This window comes from Streptomyces sp. NPDC043867 (genome assembly GCF_056435845.1).
Map to the genome: position 1 here is coordinate 65,327 of NZ_JBWKDS010000032.1, position 19,773 is coordinate 85,099.

Genomic DNA, 19,773 nt, shown 5'->3' on the forward strand with positions numbered 1-19,773 from the left:
AGTCCGGGCCGGGCCGCCGGCCCGCCGGGCCGTGAGAACGACGGCCCGTGCGTACGCGTAAGGGGCGCCCTCCGTGCGGGGAGGGCGCCCCTTGCGCGTCGCGCGACGCCGGTCAGCCGGCGGCGGCTATCGCCCCCGAGGCGCGGGCGGTCTTCTTCAGTTCGAGGTCCCTGCGGCGGCGCCGGGCGAGCACCACGCGGCGCTCGGCGGCGGTGAGGCCGCCCCACACGCCGTAGGGCTCCGGTTGCAGCAGCGCGTGTTCCCGGCACTCGACCATGACGGGACAGCGGGCGCAGACCCGCTTCGCCGCTTCCTCCCGGGACAGCCGGGCCGCGGTGGGTTCCTTGGAGGGTGCGAAGAACAGGCCCGCCTCATCACGCCGGCAGACGGCCTCCGTATGCCACGGGGCTTCCTGATCCCTGTCCCCCACTGGCGTCCGCTGGGCCGGAACGGCAGCTACCTGCAGGGACTGATGCGGCGGTTGCAGCACGGTCTACTCCTGACGACGGCTTCGCGAGCGTGCCGGGCGCCGCGGACCTTCCCACAGCGCCCTCGAGAGACGATGCAGCAAGGCCTACCCGCTGTACGCGCGCCTATGCACTGCGTTCCGAAGCGCGGAGTTTCTCCGCCGCGGACCGGCCGCGCCACCTGAGCAATTCGCTCCGGAAACCGCCGGTTTCACAGGCGTCCATGCCCGTCAGTGCCCCAGGTGCTTGCGCGCGCCGCGGTCGACCCGCCCCGCGACCTGGTCCGCCTCCCGGCCGAGGATGTCGGCAACGACCTTGCCGCGCTTGGCTCTTGCCTCCACATTGCCGAGGACGGCCATCCCGTCGACGTAGATCACGGGGGCGTCCGGGTCCTCCGCGTCCAGCGTGGCCACTTCGAAGTTGCCGAGGACGCCGCCGCCGCTGCCGCGCAGCGACACGTTCTCCGGGACGCGGACCTCCACGTTGCCGAAGACAGAGATGGCCTTGATCACGACCTGCTGGTACTCGAAGACCGCCTCGCTGAGGTCGATCTCGACGTTGCCGAAGATCGCGTACGCGTGCATGCGGCGGCCTGCTCGCCAGCGGCCCTTGCGGACGGCCGTGCTGAAGACCGCCACCACGTTCTCGTCGGCGTCGACGGGGATGGCGCCCTCGGTGGGGCGGTTCGGCGCGGGCGCGTAGGCCGGGGCCGCGCGGCGCCGGTGGGCGGCGGGCAGGTCCCGCACGAACACGTCGAGCTCACCCACCGTCCGGGCGCTCAGCACCCCCTCGACCCGCTCGGCGTGCTCGTCGGGGGTGAGGCGGCCCTCGGCCAGGGCGTCGCGCAGGATGTCCGTGATCCCGTCGCGGTCGGCATCGGAGCAGCGCAGCTCGGCCGGCGCCACGGGCCGGGCGTCGGGCGTGCTGGCGGTCGGGGCGGCGCTCTTGTGAAGGTCCACGGCAGCAGCGTACCCAAACGCGATAGATCGCGACTACCCCTTGTCGCGGCCTGTGGAAAACTCCGGCGGCAAGCCCGACCCGTCCGGCCGCCCGAACTGAGCCCTACCTCACAAGCCCGCCGCTTCCGCCAGGTTCTACGCTAGTGGACGCTGCCAACGGAGGCCAGCCGCTGTCTGTCGAGTGAGGAATGGGCGACATGCCTGAGTTCGCGTACACCGATCTGCTCCCCATGGGAGAGGACACCACCCCCTACCGGCTGGTGACCTCCGAGGGTGTCTCCACCTTCGAGGCCGACGGGCGGACCTTCCTCAAGGTGGAGCCGGAGGCACTGCGCAAGCTGGCCGCGGAGGCCATCCACGACATCCAGCACTACCTGCGGCCCGCCCACCTGGCCCAGCTGCGCCGCATCATCGACGACCCGGAAGCGTCGGGCAACGACAAGTTCGTCGCGCTCGACCTGCTCAAGAACGCGAACATCGCCGCCGCGGGCGTGCTCCCGATGTGCCAGGACACCGGCACGGCGATCGTGATGGGCAAGCGCGGGCAGAACGTGCTGACCGAGGGCGGCGACGAGGCCGCCCTCTCCCGCGGCATCTACGACGCGTACCTGAACCTCAACCTGCGGTACTCGCAGATGGCCCCGCTGACCATGTGGGACGAGAAGAACACCGGCTCGAACCTGCCGGCCCAGATCGAGCTGTACGCGACCGACGGCGGCGCCTACAAGTTCCTCTTCATGGCGAAGGGCGGCGGCTCGGCCAACAAGTCGTTCCTCTACCAGGAGACGAAGGCCGTCCTGAACGAGTCCTCCATGATGAAGTTCCTGGAGGAGAAGATCCGTTCGCTCGGCACGGCCGCCTGCCCGCCGTACCACCTGGCGATCGTCGTCGGCGGCACGAGCGCCGAGTACGCCCTCAAGACCGCCAAGTACGCCTCCGCGCACTACCTGGACGAGATCCCGGCCGAGGGCTCGCCGCTCGGCCACGGCTTCCGGGACAAGGAGCTGGAGGAGAAGGTCTTCGAGCTGACGCAGCGGATCGGGATCGGCGCGCAGTTCGGCGGCAAGTACTTCTGCCACGACGTGCGCGTGGTCCGCCTCCCCCGGCACGGCGCGTCCTGCCCGGTCGCGATCGCGGTGTCCTGCTCCGCCGACCGCCAGGCCGTCGCGAAGATCACCGCCGAGGGCGTCTTCCTGGAGCAGCTGGAGACGGACCCGGCGCGGTTCCTGCCGGACACCACCGACGAGCACCTGGACGAGGCGTCCGACGTGGTGCGGATCGACCTCAACCAGCCGATGGACGACATCCTCGCCGAGCTGACCAAGCACCCGGTGAAGACCCGGCTCTCGCTCTCCGGGCCGCTCGTGGTGGCGCGCGACATCGCGCACGCCAAGATCAAGGAGCGGCTGGACGCGGGCGAGGAGATGCCGCAGTACCTGAAGGACCACCCGGTGTACTACGCGGGCCCGGCGAAGACGCCCGAGGGTTACGCGTCCGGCTCGTTCGGCCCGACCACGGCCGGCCGGATGGACTCCTACGTCGAGCAGTTCCAGGCGGCGGGGGGTTCCAGGGTGATGCTCGCCAAGGGGAACCGGTCCCAGCAGGTGACCGACGCGTGTGGTGCGCACGGCGGCTTCTATCTCGGGTCGATCGGGGGGCCGGCGGCGCGGCTCGCGCAGGACTGCATCAAGAAGGTCGAGGTCGTCGAGTACGAGGAGCTCGGCATGGAGGCGGTCTGGAAGATCGAGGTCGAGGACTTCCCGGCGTTCGTCGTCGTCGACGACAAGGGCAACGACTTCTTCAAGGACCCCGCCCCGGCACCGACGTTCACGTCGATCCCCGTACGGGGTCCCGGGCTGGGCTAGAGCCTGTCCGGCCGTCCGGGTGGATGGGGGCGGCGGGGGAACATCCCCCGTCCCTCCCACGCTGTACCCGGTATGAGTGACTACCGCATCGAGCACGACTCCATGGGAGAGGTCCGCGTCCCGGCGCACGCCAAGTGGCGGGCCCAGACGCAGCGGGCCGTGGAGAACTTCCCGGTCTCCGGGCAGCGTCTGGAGCGCGCCCACATCGAGGCACTCGCCCGGATCAAGGCGGCCGCCGCGAAGGTGAACGCCGAACTGGGGGTGCTCGGCAAGGACGTCGCCGAGGCCATCGGGGACGCCGCGGCCGAGGTGGCCGAGGGGCGCTGGGACGAGCACTTCCCCGTGGACGTCTTCCAGACGGGGTCCGGCACGTCGTCCAACATGAACACCAACGAGGTCATCGCCACGCTCGCCACCGAGCGGCTGGGCCGGGACGTGCACCCGAACGACCACGTGAACGCCTCGCAGTCGTCCAACGACGTGTTCCCCTCCAGCATCCACATCGCGGCGACCGCCGCCGTCACGCGCGACCTCGTGCCGGCCCTGGAGCATCTCGCCGCCTCCCTCGGGCGCAAGTCCGAGGAGTTCGCGGACGTGGTCAAGTCCGGGCGTACGCACCTGATGGACGCGACGCCGGTGACGCTGGGCCAGGAGTTCGGCGGTTACGCGGCGCAGGTGCGGTACGGGGTCGAGCGGCTGCGGTCCTCGCTGCCGCGGCTGGCCGAACTGCCCCTCGGCGGCACGGCCGTGGGCACGGGCATCAACACCCCGGCCGGGTTCGCGGCCGCGGTGATCGAGGAGGTCGCCCGGACGACCGGGCTGCCGCTCACCGAGGCACGCGACCACTTCGAGGCGCAGGGCGCGCGGGACGGCATCGTCGAGACCAGCGGGCAGCTGCGGACCATCGCCGTCGGACTGACGAAGATCGCCAACGACCTGCGGTGGATGGCGTCCGGGCCGCGGACCGGGCTCGCGGAGATCAACCTGCCCGACCTCCAGCCGGGGTCCTCGATCATGCCGGGGAAGGTGAATCCCGTCATCCCGGAGGCCGTGCTGATGGTCGCCGCCCAGGTGACAGGCAACGACGCGACCGTGGCCGCGGCGGGCGCCGCCGGGAACTTCGAGCTGAACGTGATGCTCCCGGTCATCGCCAAGAACGTGCTGGAGTCCGTCCGGCTGCTCGCCAACGTGGCGCGCCTGCTCGCCGACCGTACGGTCGACGGCATCACCGCGAACCGCGAACGCGCCCGTGAGTACGCCGAGTCGTCGCCCTCGGTCGTGACCCCGCTCAACAAGTACATCGGGTACGAGGAGGCGGCCAAGGTCGCCAAGAAGGCCCTGGCCGAGCAGAAGACGATCCGCCAAGTCGTCCTGGAGAACGGTTACGTGGAGCGCGGCGACCTCACGCGCGAGCAGCTCGACGAGGCACTCGACGTGCTGCGGATGACGCATCCGTGACATCCGTGACAGCCGGGGCCCGCGTGAACCGTGACGCACACCGCAGCGTCGTATGCCTGCGGCACCTAATATCTGTTCATGGCAGACGGCGGAGCGGTGAGACGAGCGGAAACGGACGGACCGACGGCGCACTGGGCCCCCGGGACCCCGATCCTGTGGCGGTACCGGGAGAACGCCGGCGAGCGCTTCCACATCTGCCGCCCCGTCACCGTCGTCCAGGACGACGGTGAACTGCTCGCCGTGTGGATGGCTCCCGGCACGGAGTGTGTGAAGCCGGTGCTCGCCGACGGCACGCCGGTGCACTCCGAGCCGCTGGAGTCGCGTTACACCAAGCCGCGGGTGGTACGGCGCGGCCGCTGGTCCGGCACCGGCGTACTGAAGTTGGCGCGTCCGGGCGACGCCTGGTCGGTGTGGCTGTTCTGGGAGCCGGGCTGGCGGTTCAAGAACTGGTACGTGAACCTGGAGGAGCCGCTCGCGCGCTGGTCCGGCGGCGTCGACTCCCGCGACCACTTCCTGGACATCGCCGTCCACCCGGACCGCACCTGGCGCTGGCTCGACGAGGACGAGTTCGCACAGGCGCAGCGGGCCGGTCTGATGGATACTCAACTGGCGGAGCGGGTGCGGGAAGCGGGGCGCTCCGCGGTGGAGGTGATCCGCGCGTGGGGCCCGCCGTTCTCGGACGGCTGGCAGCACTGGCGCCCGGACCCGGCATGGGGCGTACCCTCACTGCCGGACGACTGGGACCGTACGCCCGCGCACGTGTCCACGTGAGACCCTTGATGCGCCCCCGTGGTACAAACGTAGGATCGTCCTCCGCATCAAATTCGGTCAAGGCCGGTGCGCGGAACCGTCGTTGAGGGGTGGTGGCCGGTGACGGGAGGGCGCACGGCGGCAACTCCCGCAGCAGGCAATGGGCTTGGCCATACGTCACCGAGGGGCGGCAGGACGTGAGCGAGGGGTACGAGAGCCACACGGGTACGGCCTGCGGGCGACCGGACGGGCTGTCCGCGCCGATCGCCGGCCGGTCCGTTCCTCATGACGCGGAAATTCCGTTCCCGGGACACGTATTCCGGGTATCGGCACTTCTGCGGGACGAACTGCGCGCACGGCGCGCGGCCCCGGACGGATGGATTCGACACGCGTGACGGAGCACCCGACCTCGCACGAGCGCCACCGGCCCAGCGCCGGCCGGCCGCCCTCCCCCGCGGACCCCCGCGGGGCGCTCCTGCGTACCCCGGAGCAGCCGGGCACTGCCCCGGCCGTCGCTCCGTTCGACCGCGGCGACGCCCACGGCCCCTCGGCATTACCGGCTCAGGCCCGCACGGGCGACGCCCCGACCGGCCCGGGTGCGCCCGCGCCCGCACCGTCCGGCCCCGAGCACGCGCAGCCCTCCGCCGCCGAGCAGGACCCGCACCGCCCCCGCCCCGCTCCGGAGGGCATTCCGGTCCAGCCGGGCGGCGAGCAGGAGCGGACACCCGCGGCCCCCGGCGGCAAGGACCGGCGTACCGGCCAGGGCCTGCCGCCGAGCGGTCCCATGCCGATGCGCCGCGACGGTGACCGGCTGCGCTTCGTGGGCGCCGCGACCCGGCGGATCGCCCGCGGCATAGACCTCGACGAGATCGTGATGGGCCTGTGCCGGGCGACCGTGCCGACCTTCTCCGACGCGATCCTCGTCTATCTGCGCGACCCGCTGCCCGTGGGCGACGAGCGGCCCACCGGGCCCGTCGTGCTGCGGCTGCGGCGCACCGACCGGATCCCCGAGGAGCGGGACACCGAGGGCGGCTTCATCGCCGCGCTCCAGCCCGAGCCGAGTGACCTGTCCACGACGACCGCGGAACTGTGCGAGGTGCGTCCCGGCGGCGCCCTGGCCGAGGTGCTGCGTGGGGTGCGGCCCGTCTTCGCGGACGCGCCCGCCGCCCGGGCCGCCCTTCCCGAACTGCTCGGCGACGACGTCCGCGTGCCGGGCGGCCAGCGCGCCATCCTGGCGCCGCTGCGGGGCCGCCGCCGGGTGATCGGCGCGGCGCTGTTCCTGCGCCGCCCGGAGCGCATCGCGTTCGAGACCGACGACCTGCTGGTCGCGGCCCAGCTCGCCACGCACAGCGCGCTCGGCATCGACAAGGCGGTGCTGTACGGCCGCGAGGCGTACATCGCCGACGAGCTGCAGCGCACGATGCTCCCCGAGACCCTGCCGCGGCCCACGGGTGTGCGGCTGGCGTCCCGCTATCTTCCGGCAGCCGAGACGGCCCGGGTGGGCGGCGACTGGTACGACGCGATTCCGCTGCCGGGCAGCCGCGTCGCGCTCGTCGTCGGCGACGTCATGGGGCACTCGATGACGTCCGCGGCGATCATGGGCCAGCTGCGCACCACCGCGCAGACCCTCGCCGGGCTCGACCTGCCGCCCCAGGAGGTGCTGCACCACCTGGACGAGCAGGCCCAGCGGCTGGGCACCGACCGCATGGCGACCTGCCTGTACGCCGTCTACGACCCCGTCGCGCACCGGATCACCATCGCCAACGCGGGCCATCCGCCGCCGGTGCTGCTGCACCTGGGCGGCCGGGCCGAGGTGCTGCGGGTGCCGCCGGGCGCCCCGATCGGCGTGGGCGGGGTGGACTTCGAGGCGGTCGAGCTGGACGCGCCCGCCGGGGCCACGCTGTTCCTGTACACGGACGGCCTGGTGGAGTCCCGGCTGCGGGACGTGTGGACCGGGATAGAGCAGCTGCGCGAGCGGCTCGCCGCCACCGCCCAGCTGACCGGCCCCGACCATCCGCCGCCGCTGGAGGCGCTCTGCGACGAGGTGCTCGACATGCTCGGCCCGGGCGACCGGGACGACGACATCGCCCTGCTCGCCGCCCGGTTCGACGGCATCGCGCCGAGCGACGTGGCGTACTGGACGCTGGATCCGGAGGACTCGGCACCCGGGCGCGCCCGGCGGCTCGCCCGCCGCGCGCTGTCCCGCTGGGGTCTCGAGGACATGAGCGACTCCGTGGAGCTGCTCGTCAGCGAGGTCGTGACCAACGCCGTGCGCTACGCCTCGCGGCCGGTGACCCTGCGGCTGCTGCGCACCGACGTGCTGCGCTGCGAGGTCGGCGACGACGTGCCGCAGCTGCCGCGGCTGCGCCAGGCGCGCGCCACGGACGAGGGCGGACGCGGCCTCTATCTGGTGAACCGGCTGGCCCGGCGGTGGGGCGCGACCAGGCTCAGCACCGGAAAGGTCGTCTGGTTCGAGCTGAACCGCAGCTGAGCCCGAGGCCCGGCGGCACCGCGGGCACGTGTACGACGGGGGGCGCCCGGCCGGACGGCCGGGCGCCCTCCTCGCGTGGTCAGCGGTCGTCGTCGGGCCGCAACGGGTCCTCCGGCACTTCCGCACTGGTCGTCGGACTCGGTGTGACCGGCTGCTTGGTCGTCGGCTTGGTGGAGGGCTTCTCCGACGGGGTCGCGCTGTCGCTGGTCGGCGGCTGCGACGTCGGCTTCTTCGTCGACGGCGTCGCCGACGGCGTGTCGCTGGGCGTCGGAGTCGGCGTCGGCGTCTCGGTCGGCGGGACGGCCGCGCCCTGGGTGGTCTCCAGGTCGAACGCGGTCACCCTGCCCATGGCGGCGAAGGTGTACGAGGCCCAGATCTGCGCGGGGTAACCACCGCCGTTGACGCGGCCGCTGCCCGGGAGGAGACCCGTGGCGCCCTTGAGGGAGACCTGCGTCTGGTTCTTGGCGTCCTCGCCGAAGAGGCCCACCGAGGTGACCAGGGCCGGCGTGTAGCCGGTGAACCAGGCGGACTTGTTGTTGTCGGACGTGCCCGTCTTGCCGGCGACCTGCTGGCCGTTGCGGTCCACCGCCTGGGCGACCGACGCCTGGGCCGTACCGTCGTCGACCACGCCGGTCAGCACGGAGGTGACGGTGTCGGCCGCCTCGCGGCTGATGACCCGCTGTCCGATCGCGGCCGGGATCGTGACCTCGTAGTCCTTGTGCTCGGCGGACTTCACCACGGCGGGGGTGACCTTCTTGCCGTGGTTGTCGAGGGTGGCGTAGACGCCGGCCATCTCCAGCGGGCTGGCGCCCATGGTGCCCAGGGTCTGCGCGGGCACCGCCTGCAGGCCTTCGGTGTCCATGCCCAGGTCGCCGGCGGTCTCCAGGACCTCGTCCATGCCGACGTCGACGCCCATCTGCGCGAAGACGGAGTTGACGGACTTGTTCATCGCGGTCTGGACGGTGACGTCGCCGTAGCTGTGGTTGTCCTCGTTCGGGGGCGCGAACCCGACCTTGGCGCCGCTGTCCACGACGGGGCGCCTGCTGGTGCCGTCGTAGACCGTGCTCGCCGTGATCGGCTTGCCGTCCTGGGTCGTGGCGCCCTGGTCGAGGGCGGCGGCGAGGATCAGCGGCTTGAAGGTCGACGCCGGCTGGTAGTCGCGCCGGGTCGCGTTGTTCACGAAGTGCTTGACGTAGTCCTTGCCGCCGTACAGCGCGAGGACCTTGCCCGTCCTCGGGTCCACGGACGCGGCACCCGCCTGGACGTCACCGTCGACCGGGCGCTTCTTGGCGTTCAGCTTGCTGGTCAACTGGGTCTTGACGGCCTTCTCCAGCTGCTCCTGCTTCTTCTTGTCGATGTTCAGGGTGAGCGTCCAGCCGCCCGCCTCGACCTTCGCCTCGGCGTCCTCCAGGTTGACGGCGGAGCCCTGGGCGACGAGCTGCTTCATCAGCGCCTTGTTGGCCGCGTCGACGAGGTAGCCGGTCTGCCCCTCCATGCCCGGCGCGCCCTTGGGGGCCTTCGGCTCGGGGAACGTGAGACTCCGGCGCTTGGCCGGGTCCAGCCAGCCCTGCTCGACCATGTTGTCGAGGGTGTAGTTCCAGCGGTTCTTGACCAGCTTCTTACCGGTGTCGGTGGCGACCGCCCAGTCGTACTGGCTCGGGGCCTGGAGCAGCGAGGCGAGGTAAGCGCCCTGCCGCACCGAGAGCCTTTCGGCGTCGACGTGGTAGTAGGCCTGCGCCGCCGCCTGGATGCCGTACGCGCCGCGGCCGTAGTAGCTGGTGTTGATGTAGCCCGCGAGGATGGCGTCCTTGGACTTCTGGCGGTCCACCTTCAGCGAGATGACCAGTTCCTTCAGCTTGCGCGTGACGGTCTGGTCCTGGGTGAGGTAGTAGTTCTTGACGTACTGCTGGGTGATCGTCGAGCCGCCCTGCTTGCCCTTGCCCGAGAGGGTGTTGACCATTCCGCGGGCGGTGCCCTTGAGGTCCACGCCCGAGTCCTTGTAGAAGGACTTGTTCTCGGCGGCGACGAAGGTGCGCTGGACCTTCTTGGGGACCTTGGCGAGGTCGACGATCTCGCGGTTCACGTCGCCCGTCCGCGCGAGGACGGTGCCGTCGCTGTACTCGTAGACGTTGCTCTGGAGCTTCGCGGACGCGTTGCCCTCGGGGACGTCGACGACCATGTACAGCACGACGAACGCGCCCATCACGAGCAGGCACAGGCCGAAGAACGTGCCGACGATCTTCTTCCAGGTGAAGAAGCGGCGTATGCCACCGCGGGTGCCCTTGGCCCCGGACGAGCTCCGGGGCGCCGCGCGGCGGCCACCACGCTGCCGCGCTCGTCTCTCTTCCGCTCGTCCCATGGGTCCGATCCGCTCCGCTTCGGTCTCGTGTCGCGTGGTCGTGTCGCGTGGTCGTGCCGTGCTCCTGCGCCCCGCCGGTGCTCATGCGTCACACAGGTTCGCCGCTCAGGTCAGCTCAGAAAGCTAACACCGCGCGGTATGACAAAGCGCAGCCGATCCGGTCTTTTACGGACGTGAGAATCAGCACCCGTCCTGACAGAACCGACGATCCATGGACACAGAAGGTTGCCGGACGCTATAAAGTGATAGCACTTAGATACTGCTGAGTCAGCAACCAGTGCCGTCCGGACGAGCGCCGCGCGGCACGGAACGGGGGACATCCATGTCCGCACACGACACCGCGCCGGACGCGACGACCGACGCCGACCTGCCACAGATGCCCGCGCCGCGCGTGCGGGAGTTCGCCGCGCACAGCATCGGCGGCGGGCTCGCGCTGCTGCTGGGACTGCTCGGACTGCTGGCGGCCGCCGGCATGATCGCCGGCGCCACGACGGTCACCGCCACCGGCGTCAAGGCCGCGCTGATCATCGGGGGCATCCTGATCGGCACCACCGCCTTCTTCGCCATGTGCGGCCTGAACACGGTGGCGCCCGGCGAGGCCCGGGTGGTCCAGCTCTTCGGGCGGTACCGGGGGACGATCCGGCAGGACGGTCTGCGCTGGGTGAACCCGCTGACGTCGAGGACCAAGATCTCGACCCGGGTCCGCAACCACGAGACCGCCGTCCTTAAGGTCAACGACGCCTACGGCAACCCGATCGAGCTCGCCGCGGTCGTGGTCTGGAAGGTGGAGGACACCGCGCAGGCCAGCTTCGAGGTGGACGACTTCCTGGAGTTCGTCGCCACCCAGACCGAGGCGGCCGTGCGGCACATCGCCATCGAGTACCCCTACGACGCGCACGACGAGGACGGCCTGTCGCTGCGCGGCAACGCGGAGGAGATCACCGAGAAGCTCGCCGTCGAGCTGCACGCGCGCGTGGAGGCCGCCGGCGTCCAGATCATCGAGTCGCGGTTCACGCATCTCGCGTACGCTCCCGAGATCGCGTCGGCGATGCTCCAGCGCCAGCAGGCGGGGGCGGTCGTGGCGGCGCGGCGGCAGATCGTCGACGGTGCCGTCGGGATGGTCGAGGCGGCGATCGCCCGCATCGCCGAACGGGAGATCGTCGAGCTGGACTCCGAGCGGAAGGCGGCGATGGTGTCGAACCTGATGGTGGTGCTCTGCGGGGACCGTGCGGCGCAGCCCGTGCTGAACACCGGGTCCCTCTACCAGTGACGGCTCCAGCGGAGGGGACTCCCGCGGAAGGGGCGCCCCGGCGCCGGCCGCAGCAGCGCAAGCAGGTGCTGCTGCGGCTGGACCCGCTCGTCCATGACGCGCTGGCCCGCTGGGCCGGGGACGAGCTGCGGTCCACCAACGCGCAGATCGAGTTCCTGCTGCGGCGGGCGCTGGGGGAGGCGGGGCGGCTGCCGGGGGCGGCGGGACCGATTCCCCGCCGGGGGCGTCCACCGGCAGTCTCCGGGGAGCCGGAGGAGTGACGCCCGCCGGATCGGCCTGACCGGCCTCGCCTTCGAACGCCGGACGGGCCGGGACCTCCACGGATCGGCTGAGGAACCCAGCCCCGCCACGGCCACCCCATCGGCCTGACCGGCCTCGTCCTCGATCGCCGGACGGGCTGAGAAGCCCTGACCCGTCCGGCGTGGCGAATCCCCGCCGGGCCGCCCCGGAACCCCCGGCCCGTCCGGCGATCCAGGACGAGCAGGGTGGCGTACGGGGGCCGGGAGACTCGCTGACGGAACCGTGACATCCGTCGCTGACCTGGCCGGAAGCGCACCCCGCCGCGGTCTGTCCGCCGCATGTATACGCGGGGTGTATACGCACTGTGTAGAGTGCTCCGCATGTCCATCGGTCACACACTCCTGGGACTCCTCGAGTCCGGGCCCCGCCACGGCTACGACCTCAAGCGGGCCTTCGACGAAAAGTTCGGTCACGACCGGTCGCTGCACTACGGCCAGGTCTACTCGACGATGTCCCGCCTGCTGAAGAACGGCCTCGTGGAGGTCGACGGGATCGAGGCGGGCGGCGGACCGGAGCGCAAGCGGTACGCCATCACCGACGCGGGCATCACCGATGTCCAGCGCTGGCTCGCGACCCCCGAACCCCCCGACCCGTACCTCCAGTCGACCCTGTACACGAAGGTCGTCCTGGCGCTGCTCACTCACCGCGACGCGGCGCAGATCCTCGACACGCAGCGCGCCGAGCACCTGCGGACGATGCGGATCCTGACCGACCGCAAGCGCAAGGGCGACCTCGCGGACCAGCTGATCTGCGACCACGCCCTGTTCCACCTGGAGGCCGACCTGCGGTGGCTCGAACTCACTGCGGCGCGGCTCGACAAGCTCGCCGAGGCGGTGACCCGGTGACGCCCCCCGCCGGTTCCCTGCTGACGGCGACGGAACTCCGCAAGACGTACGGCCCGACCACCGCCCTGGACGGCGCCGAGTTCTCCATCCACCCGGGCGAGGTCGTCGCCGTGATGGGCCCCTCCGGCTCCGGCAAGTCCACGCTGCTGCACTGCCTCGCCGGCATCGTGCCGCCCGACTCGGGCTCGATCATGTACGACGGCCGGGAGATGGCCGGCATGAGCGACGCGCAGCGCAGTGCCCTGCGGCGCAGCGACTTCGGGTTCGTGTTCCAGTTCGGGCAGCTCGTCCCGGAGCTGACCTGCGTCGAGAACGTCGCGCTGCCGCTGCGGCTCAACGGCACCGGGCGCAGGGAGGCCGAGCGCACCGCCCTGTCGTGGATGGAGCGCCTCGAGGTCGAGGATCTCGCGGGCAAGCGGCCCGGCGAGGTCTCCGGCGGCCAGGGGCAGCGGGTCGCCGTCGCCCGCTCGCTGGTCACCGCCCCGCGGGTGCTCTTCGCGGACGAGCCGACGGGCGCGCTCGACTCGCTCAACGGCGAGCGCGTGATGGAGCTGCTCACGGACGCGGCCCGCTCGACCAACGCGGCCGTCGTCCTCGTCACGCACGAGGCCCGGGTGGCCGCGTACTCCGACCGCGAGATCGTCGTGCGCGACGGCAAGTCCCGCGACATGGAGCGCGTCGTATGAGCGCCCGCCAGTGGACCCGGGACCTGGCCATGGGCGCCCGGTTCGCGGTCACCGGCGGCCGTGAGGGCTGGGGACGCGTCCTGCTGACGGCGGTCGGAGTGGGACTCGGGGTGGCACTGCTGCTGCTCACCACGGCGATCCCCAGCGCCCTCAACTCCCGGCACGAGCGGGAACGCGCCCGCAACGACATGACGTACAGCTCGGTGGTCGGCAAGAAGAGCGACAAGTCCCTGCTCATCGGCACCGCCGACACCACCTTCCGGTCCACGGACGTGCGCGGGCGGCTGCTCCAGCCCGAGGGCGTCCGCGCACCGCTGCCGCCGGGCGTGGGGAAGTTCCCCGCGGCCGGCGAGATGGTCGTCTCGCCCGACCTGGCCCGGCTCCTGAAGTCCGGCGAGGGCAGGCTGCTGCGCGAGCGGCTGCCGTACCGGATCAGCGGCACGGTCGGCGACACGGGCCTGGTCGGCCCGCACGAACTCGTCTACTACGCGGGCTCCCAGGACCTCTCCGGGACGGAGCGCACGAGCGCTGTCCGGATCGAGCGCATCGACTCGTTCGGGTCGGTACGGCAGAGCGGTGAGAGGCTCGACCCCGTCCTGCTGCTGCTCATCCTGATCGTCTTCGTGGTGCTGCTGATGCCGGTCGGTGTCTTCATCGCCGCGGCCGTGCGCTTCGGCGGCGAGCGGCGCGACCGCAGGCTCGCGGCGCTGCGCCTGGTCGGCGCCGACGGGCGGATGACCCGCAGGATCGCGGCTGGCGAGGCCCTGGCGGGGGCACTCGTCGGACTGGTCCTCGGCGCCGGGTTCTTCCTGGCGGGCCGCCGGCTCGCGGGGATGATCGAGCTGTTCGAGATCAGTGTGTTCCCCGGAGATCTCCGCCCGACGCCCACGCTGGTGGCGCTGATCGCCGTCACCGTCCCGGCCGCGGCGGTCGCGGTGACCCTCCTCGCGCTGCGCGGGGTCGTCATCGAGCCCCTGGGTGTCGTCCGCACGGCCAGGCCCGCGCGGCGGCGGCTGTGGTGGCGGCTGCTGGTGCCGCTGGGCGGACTGGCGCTGCTCTACCCGATGGTCGGGCAGGGGCGGGACAACGGGGACTTCAACCAGTACATGGTGGTCGGCGGTGTCATCCTGCTGCTGGTCGGCGTGACCGCACTGCTGCCCTGGGTCGTCGAATCCGTCGTGGCCCGGCTGAACTCGGGCGGGGTCGCCTGGCAACTGGCCGTCCGGCGGCTCCAGTTGAGCAGCGGCAGCGCGGCGCGCATGGTCAACGGCATCGCGGTGGCGGTGGCCGGTGCGATCGCCCTGCAGATGCTGTTCGCCGGGGTCGAGGACGACTACACCAAGGACTCCCGCAACGACCTCTCGCGTGCACAGATGCAGATCACGGTGCCGTACGGCGTCCCGGTGACCGAGGCCGCCGGGCGGTTCGAACAGACGCGGGGGGTGCGGCGCGTGACGCCGCTGTCCTTCGCCTCGCTGGGCGACAGCGCCAGGAACCCCGACGTGTCCGTGAACCTGACCGTCGGCGACTGCACGTCGCTGCGCGAGGTGGCGCGGCTGCCCTCGTGCCGCGACGGCGACGTCTTCGCCGTGGAGGGCGCCGAGTACGACAGGGGGACCCTGGACCTGGGCAAGTCCGGCCGGACGCTCTACATCGACCCGTCCTACGACGGCAGCCCCAAGCGCCACCAGGTCGCCTGGACCGTGCCCCGGCACCTCAAGAAGGCCGCGTCGCGCGAGGACCCGACGGGCTGGGAGCGCGGGGGAATGCTGATCACCACCGGCGCCCTGCCCGCGAAGGCGGCCTCGGCCGTCGAGGGCCAGCTCTTCCTGAAGATCGACCGCTCGGTGCCGGACGTCCACGATCTCGTACGGAACACCGCGGCGGAGATCGGTCCGCTCACCAACACCAACTCCTGGTCGGAGAGCGAGCGTTCGGGGCGCTTCAACTCCATCCGCACGGGTCTGTTCGTCGGCGCGACCTGTGTCCTCGTCCTGATCGGCGCGAGCCTGCTGGTCTCACAGCTGGAGCAACTGCGCGAGCGCAAGAAGCTCCTTTCGGCGCTGGTCGCCTTCGGCACCCGGCGCCGCACGCTGAGCCTGTCGGTGCTGTGGCAGACCGCGATCCCGATCGCACTCGGCCTGCTGCTCGCCACCACGGTGGGCCTGACCCTCGGCACCGTCCTGCTGAAGATGACGCAGACCTCGGTGGCCGTGGACTGGCCGAGCGTGCTGTCGATGGCGGGCATCGGCGCGGGCGTCGTCCTGCTGGTGACAGTGCTGAGCCTGCCCCCGCTGCTGCGGCTGATGCGGCCGGACGGCCTGCGCACCGAGTAGCACCGGCCGGGTTGCCACCGGACGGCCTGCGCACCGAGGAGCACCGGCCGGACCCGGCGGCGGGTCACAGCACCCGGACCGGCAGGGGCCGCAGCGCCTCCCTGAGCGCTGCGGCCAGTTCCTCGTACTCGGCGCCCCGCGCGGCGCCCGCCCGCATCGCCAGCGCGATCTGCCGGGTGGGCGCCGGATCCGCGAAGTACCCGGTGAGGAGCTGGTTGCTGCGGCTCGTCTCGACCTTGACGGCGGTGCGCGGCAGCAGGGTCACCCCGAGCCCGCCCGCCACCAGCTGGACCAGCGTGGAGAGTCCGGCGGCGGTGGTGGTGACCGGCGCGTCGGCGCGGCCGGCCTCCCGGCAGATGTCCAGCGCCTGGTCGCGCAGGCAGTGCCCCTCGTCCAGCAGCAGCAGGTTCAGCTCGCGCAGCGCCTGGCGCGGGATACCCTCCCGGCCGCCGAGCCAGTGGTCGAGCGGGGTGACCAATACGAAGTCCTCGTCGAACAACGGGAGTTCGACCACGCCCGGCATGCCGAGCGGCACCGCGAGCAGCAGCAGGTCAAGCCGCCCGACGGCGAGCCCGTCCAGCAGGTTGGCCGTCTGCTCCTCGTGGACCTGGAGATCGAGGTCGGGGTAGCGGTCGTGGACCAGCTTCAGGACGGTCGGCAGCAGATACGGCGCCACGGTGGGGATCACTCCGAGCCGCAGCACCCCCGTGAACGGCGCCCGTACCGCCTCGGCCTCCTCCATCAGCGCCCCGACCGCGTCGAGCACCGCCTTGGCGCGTACGGCGAGACGCTCGCCCTCGGGCGAGAGGAGCACCTTGCGGGTCGTACGCTCCAGCAGCGTCACCCCGAGCGTCTCCTCCAGGGCCGAGACGGCACCCGACAGAGCGGGCTGGCTCATGCCGATCGCGGCGGCGGCGTCCCGGAAGTGCAGATGCTCCGCGACGGCGGCGAACGCCCGCAGCTGCGCGAGGCTGGGCTGCCGCCGGCCGTTGCCCTTGGAGCCGAGGGAGCCCTTGGGACCGAGGGAGCCCTTGGAGCCGAGCGGCCCGTTCCCGAAGGGGCCCTTCACACCCGGGGAGACCACGGGACCCGTCGAGCCGCTCGCGCTCACCATGGCCATACCCCTTACTCATTGCTACTGATAGCTGACACCGATCAACACGACCGAGTGTAGCTATTTCACTAATCAATGCAGCCTGTGCCAACATCATCAGCGTCCAACCCATGGGATACATCCTCAAAAGGGGTGTTTCCTCGCTGCAAGGAGAGCGCGTGCTCACTGTTGGTGACAAGTTCCCCGAGTTCGACCTGACCGCCTGCGTCTCGCTGGAGAAGGGCGAGGAGTTCCAGCAGATCAACCACAAGACCTACGAGGGTCAGTGGAAGGTCATCTTCGCGTGGCCCAAGGACTTCACCTTCGTGTGCCCGACCGAGATCGCCGCCTTCGGCAAGCTGAACAGCGAGTTCGCCGACCGTGACGCCCAGGTGCTCGGCTTCTCCGGCGACTCCGAGTTCGTCCACCACGCCTGGCGCAAGGACCACGAGGACCTGCGCGACCTGCCCTTCCCGATGATGGCCGACTCGAAGCACGAGCTCATGCGTGACCTCGGCATCGAGGGCGAGGACGGCTTCGCCAAGCGCGCCGTCTTCATCGTCGACCAGAACAACGAGATCCAGTTCTCCATGGTGACCGCCGGCTCCGTCGGCCGTAACCCCAAGGAGGTCCTGCGGGTGCTCGACGCCCTGCAGACGGACGAGCTGTGCCCGTGCAACTGGACCAAGGGCGAGAACACCCTCGACCCGGTCGCGCTGCTGGCCGGTGAGTGACCCTCATGGCCCTCGATGAACTCAAGTCCGCCATACCGGACTACGCCAAGGACCTCCGGCTGAACCTCGGTTCGGTGATCGGCAACTCCGAGCTTCCGCAGCAGCAGCTGTGGGGCACGGTGCTCGCCTGCGCCATCGCGTCCCGCTCCCCGCGGGTCCTGCGGGAGCTGGAGCCCGAGGCCAAGGCGAACCTCTCGGCGGAGGCGTACCGCGCCGCCAAGTCGGCGGCCGCCATCATGGCGATGAACAACGTCTTCTACCGGACGCGGCACCTGCTCTCCGACCCGGAGTACGGGACGCTGCGCGCCGGTCTGCGGATGAACGTCATCGGCAACCCCGGTGTCGAGAAGGTCGACTTCGAGCTGTGGTCGCTCGCCGTCTCGGCCGTCAACGGCTGCGGGCAGTGCCTCGACTCGCACGAGCAGGTGCTCCGCAAGGCCGGGGTCGACCGGGAGACGATCCAGGAGGCGTTCAAGATCGCCTCGGTGATCCAGGCGGTCGGTACGACGCTGGACGCGGAAGCCGTTCTCGCCGAGTAGTCCTCGGCCGCTTCCCGGAGCCCCGCCCACCGTCAGGTGGGCGGGGCTCCGCCCGTTCTCGCCCCCTGTGCCCCTACCCGTCCCGTCCCCGGACCCCCGTCATCGCGCTTCGCGCTCGTCCGCGAACGCCGGACGGGGCGGCAGTTCAGCCCCCGCGGAGTTCTGCACCGGGGTCTGGCACAGGGCGGATTCCTCGGCGTAGGAGCGGAGGTAGCCGACGACCGAGTTGGTGACGGCGACCAGCGGCACCGCCACGACCGCGCCGCCGATCCCCGCGATCATCCCGCCCGCGGCGACGGACAGGACGACGGCGAGCGGGTGCACCCGCACGGCCCGCCCGAGGATGAACGGCTGGAGGATGTGCCCCTCGATCTGCTGGACGGCGAGGACCACGGCGAGGACCATGACGGCCGCGAACACGCCCTGGGTGACGAGCGCGACGACGACGGCGAGGGCGCCCGACACCACGGCTCCCACGAGCGGGATGAAGGCGAAGAGGAAGATGAAGACGGCGAGCGGGACGGCCATCGGGACGTCGAGGAAGTAGATGCCGAGGCCGATGAATATGGCGTCGATCAGAGCTACGATTACCGTGCCCCGGACGTAGGCGGTCAGCGTGCGCCAGGCGCGCGGACCGGCGCCCGCGACACCCGGACGGGCGGCGGCGGGGACGAGCTTGAGCGTCCACTGCCAGATGCGCTTGCCGTCGTACAGCAGGAACAGCGTCGAGAACATCGTCAGCAGGATCCCGGTCAGGCCCTCGACGATGACCGTGACGCCTTCGAGCCCCGCGGACGTGATCTGGTCCGTGTTGGCGCCGACCGCCTCGCGCAGGTTCTTGGCGATCTCGTTGATCTGCTTGTCGGTGACGTGGAACGGGCTGTTGAGGAGCCACTTGCGCAGCTCGTCGATGCCGTCCTGGACCTGGCTGGAGAGGTTGTCGATGTTCTCCATGACCTGCCACACCACGAACCAGCCGACCAGGCCCATGACGACGAACCCGAGGATCGCGGTGAGCGCCGTCGCCAGTCCGCGCGGGACGCCGTATCGGCGCAGCCGCGCCACCGTGGGCTGGAGCAGCGCGGTGATGAGCAGCGCCGCCACGAAGGCGAGGATCACCAGCTGCACGGCGCTGATGACCCGCATCAGCACCCAGACGGTGCCCGCGAGGACGAGCAGCCGCCAGCCGGCCTCGGCCGCGACCCGTACGCCCCACGGCACGGCCGCGGAGGGGTCTGGGCGGGCGGCCACGGCGGGCGCGTACAGGGGAGGCGCCGGGACGTGCTCGGGCGCGGAGTCCTCCGCCGCGGGGGCGGTGGTCCCGTCCCCGCCGTCCGCCGGGTCCTTGCGGGTACGGCCGGGCGCGCGGCGGCCCGGAACGGGCGCCGCGGATCCGCGGGGGATGTCCGCGTCGTCGGGCTCCCCCTGCGTCTCTCGCTCGACCTCGGCGCGGCGCTCGTCCAACCGCTCCTCCAACTCGGTCAGTGCTGCGCCGATACGACCGAGCCATCTGGGCACTCGCGACATGATCCGTCCTCTTCCCCCGTTGCTCCCCACCACTCCCCCGGAGTCGTACCGTCCGACGGTACCTCGCCCGTCACGGCACGGCCGAAGCCCCTCA

16 protein-coding genes are annotated in these 19,773 nt (G+C 71.3%); 11 read left to right on the forward strand and 5 right to left on the reverse strand.

Translation table 11 applies throughout. From position 1 onward, the window contains the following. Positions 1–112 precede the first annotated feature (112 nt). Both AC069T_RS27630 and AC069T_RS27635 read right to left on the reverse strand, forming a co-directional pair. Positions 113–490 (reverse strand): WhiB family transcriptional regulator, encoded by a 378-nt coding sequence (locus AC069T_RS27630; RefSeq protein WP_358850291.1) that lies wholly within the window; start codon positions 488–490, stop codon positions 113–115. A 207-nt stretch (positions 491–697) separates the two neighbouring features. Then, entirely contained in the window at positions 698–1,426 is a 729-nt protein-coding gene (locus AC069T_RS27635) for a DUF1707 SHOCT-like domain-containing protein (RefSeq protein ID WP_478785312.1), read from the reverse strand. A gap of 197 nt (positions 1,427–1,623) precedes the next feature. Here AC069T_RS27635 and AC069T_RS27640 point away from each other — a divergent pair, with 197 nt between their 5' ends. From AC069T_RS27640 to AC069T_RS27655, 4 genes are all read left to right on the forward strand, one after another. Further along, a complete protein-coding gene (locus AC069T_RS27640) occupies positions 1,624–3,291 on the forward strand; it encodes a fumarate hydratase (protein WP_476752488.1) in 1,668 nt (555 codons plus the stop codon). 72 nt (positions 3,292–3,363) lie between these two features. After that, positions 3,364–4,749 (forward strand): class II fumarate hydratase, encoded by a 1,386-nt coding sequence (locus AC069T_RS27645; protein ID WP_478785313.1) that lies wholly within the window; start codon positions 3,364–3,366, stop codon positions 4,747–4,749. Between the two features lie 78 nt (positions 4,750–4,827). Beyond that, the gene (fomD, locus tag AC069T_RS27650; protein ID WP_478785314.1) at positions 4,828–5,520 is read left to right on the forward strand and encodes a cytidylyl-2-hydroxypropylphosphonate hydrolase; all 693 of its coding nucleotides are present in this window, start codon (positions 4,828–4,830) and stop codon (positions 5,518–5,520) included. A gap of 355 nt (positions 5,521–5,875) precedes the next feature. After that, on the forward strand, positions 5,876–7,990 hold the full coding sequence (locus tag AC069T_RS27655; protein ID WP_478785315.1) for a SpoIIE family protein phosphatase: 2,115 nt from the start codon (positions 5,876–5,878) through the stop codon (positions 7,988–7,990). A gap of 79 nt (positions 7,991–8,069) precedes the next feature. Here AC069T_RS27655 and AC069T_RS27660 read toward each other — a convergent pair whose 3' ends face one another. Then, positions 8,070–10,349 carry a transglycosylase domain-containing protein gene (locus tag AC069T_RS27660; protein ID WP_478785316.1) on the reverse strand — a complete coding sequence of 760 codons (2,280 nt, stop codon included), beginning with the start codon at positions 10,347–10,349 and terminating at the stop codon, positions 8,070–8,072. Positions 10,350–10,671: 322 nt separating this feature from the next. Between AC069T_RS27660 and AC069T_RS27665 the strand changes: the two genes are divergently transcribed. The 5 genes from AC069T_RS27665 (at position 10,672) to AC069T_RS27685 (ending at position 15,786) form a co-directional block, all read left to right on the forward strand. Then, positions 10,672–11,619, forward strand: a complete 948-nt coding sequence (locus AC069T_RS27665; protein WP_478785317.1) for an SPFH domain-containing protein — start codon at positions 10,672–10,674, stop codon at positions 11,617–11,619. Further along, positions 11,616–11,879, forward strand: a complete 264-nt coding sequence (locus tag AC069T_RS27670) for a type II toxin-antitoxin system antitoxin (protein ID WP_478785318.1) — start codon at positions 11,616–11,618, stop codon at positions 11,877–11,879. The genes AC069T_RS27665 and AC069T_RS27670 overlap by 4 nt, the downstream gene beginning before the upstream one ends. Before the next feature lie 360 nt (positions 11,880–12,239). Next, positions 12,240–12,764, forward strand: coding sequence for a PadR family transcriptional regulator (locus tag AC069T_RS27675; RefSeq protein ID WP_478785319.1), 525 nt, complete (start codon positions 12,240–12,242; stop codon positions 12,762–12,764). Next, the gene (locus AC069T_RS27680; RefSeq protein WP_478785320.1) at positions 12,761–13,450 is read left to right on the forward strand and encodes an ABC transporter ATP-binding protein; all 690 of its coding nucleotides are present in this window, start codon (positions 12,761–12,763) and stop codon (positions 13,448–13,450) included. Before AC069T_RS27675 ends, AC069T_RS27680 begins: the two co-directional genes overlap by 4 nt. After that, positions 13,447–15,786, forward strand: a complete 2,340-nt coding sequence (locus AC069T_RS27685; RefSeq protein ID WP_478785321.1) for an ABC transporter permease — start codon at positions 13,447–13,449, stop codon at positions 15,784–15,786. The genes AC069T_RS27680 and AC069T_RS27685 overlap by 4 nt, the downstream gene beginning before the upstream one ends. Before the next feature lie 64 nt (positions 15,787–15,850). Here AC069T_RS27685 and AC069T_RS27690 read toward each other — a convergent pair whose 3' ends face one another. Further along, on the reverse strand, positions 15,851–16,906 hold the full coding sequence (locus tag AC069T_RS27690) for a LysR substrate-binding domain-containing protein (protein ID WP_478785322.1): 1,056 nt from the start codon (positions 16,904–16,906) through the stop codon (positions 15,851–15,853). Between the two features lie 152 nt (positions 16,907–17,058). On the opposite strand from AC069T_RS27690, the gene AC069T_RS27695 reads away from it, so the two are divergent. Together AC069T_RS27695 and AC069T_RS27700 are read left to right on the forward strand one after the other, a co-directional pair. After that, positions 17,059–17,613: a peroxiredoxin gene (locus AC069T_RS27695; protein ID WP_476752499.1), complete on the forward strand. Its 555-nt coding sequence runs from the start codon at positions 17,059–17,061 to the stop codon at positions 17,611–17,613. 5 nt (positions 17,614–17,618) lie between these two features. Beyond that, positions 17,619–18,152 carry an alkyl hydroperoxide reductase gene (locus AC069T_RS27700; RefSeq protein ID WP_478785323.1) on the forward strand — a complete coding sequence of 178 codons (534 nt, stop codon included), beginning with the start codon at positions 17,619–17,621 and terminating at the stop codon, positions 18,150–18,152. 99 nt (positions 18,153–18,251) lie between these two features. Here the strand turns inward: AC069T_RS27700 and AC069T_RS27705 are convergent, their stop codons facing one another. After that, positions 18,252–19,679 (reverse strand): AI-2E family transporter, encoded by a 1,428-nt coding sequence (locus AC069T_RS27705; RefSeq protein WP_478785324.1) that lies wholly within the window; start codon positions 19,677–19,679, stop codon positions 18,252–18,254. Positions 19,680–19,773 lie beyond the last annotated feature (94 nt).

Coding starts and splice junctions, on each gene's coding strand:
- AC069T_RS27640 (WP_476752488.1), top strand. CDS start 1,624: ATGCCTGAGTTCGCGTACACCGATCTGCTCCCCATGGGAGAGGACACC.
- AC069T_RS27645 (WP_478785313.1), top strand. CDS start 3,364: ATGAGTGACTACCGCATCGAGCACGACTCCATGGGAGAGGTCCGCGTC.
- fomD (WP_478785314.1), top strand. CDS start 4,828: ATGGCAGACGGCGGAGCGGTGAGACGAGCGGAAACGGACGGACCGACG.
- AC069T_RS27655 (WP_478785315.1), top strand. CDS start 5,876: ATGGATTCGACACGCGTGACGGAGCACCCGACCTCGCACGAGCGCCAC.
- AC069T_RS27660 (WP_478785316.1), bottom strand. CDS start 10,349: ATGGGACGAGCGGAAGAGAGACGAGCGCGGCAGCGTGGTGGCCGCCGC.
- AC069T_RS27665 (WP_478785317.1), top strand. CDS start 10,672: ATGTCCGCACACGACACCGCGCCGGACGCGACGACCGACGCCGACCTG.
- AC069T_RS27675 (WP_478785319.1), top strand. CDS start 12,240: ATGTCCATCGGTCACACACTCCTGGGACTCCTCGAGTCCGGGCCCCGC.
- AC069T_RS27685 (WP_478785321.1), top strand. CDS start 13,447: ATGAGCGCCCGCCAGTGGACCCGGGACCTGGCCATGGGCGCCCGGTTC.
- AC069T_RS27690 (WP_478785322.1), bottom strand. CDS start 16,906: ATGGCCATGGTGAGCGCGAGCGGCTCGACGGGTCCCGTGGTCTCCCCG.
- AC069T_RS27700 (WP_478785323.1), top strand. CDS start 17,619: ATGGCCCTCGATGAACTCAAGTCCGCCATACCGGACTACGCCAAGGAC.
- AC069T_RS27705 (WP_478785324.1), bottom strand. CDS start 19,679: ATGTCGCGAGTGCCCAGATGGCTCGGTCGTATCGGCGCAGCACTGACC.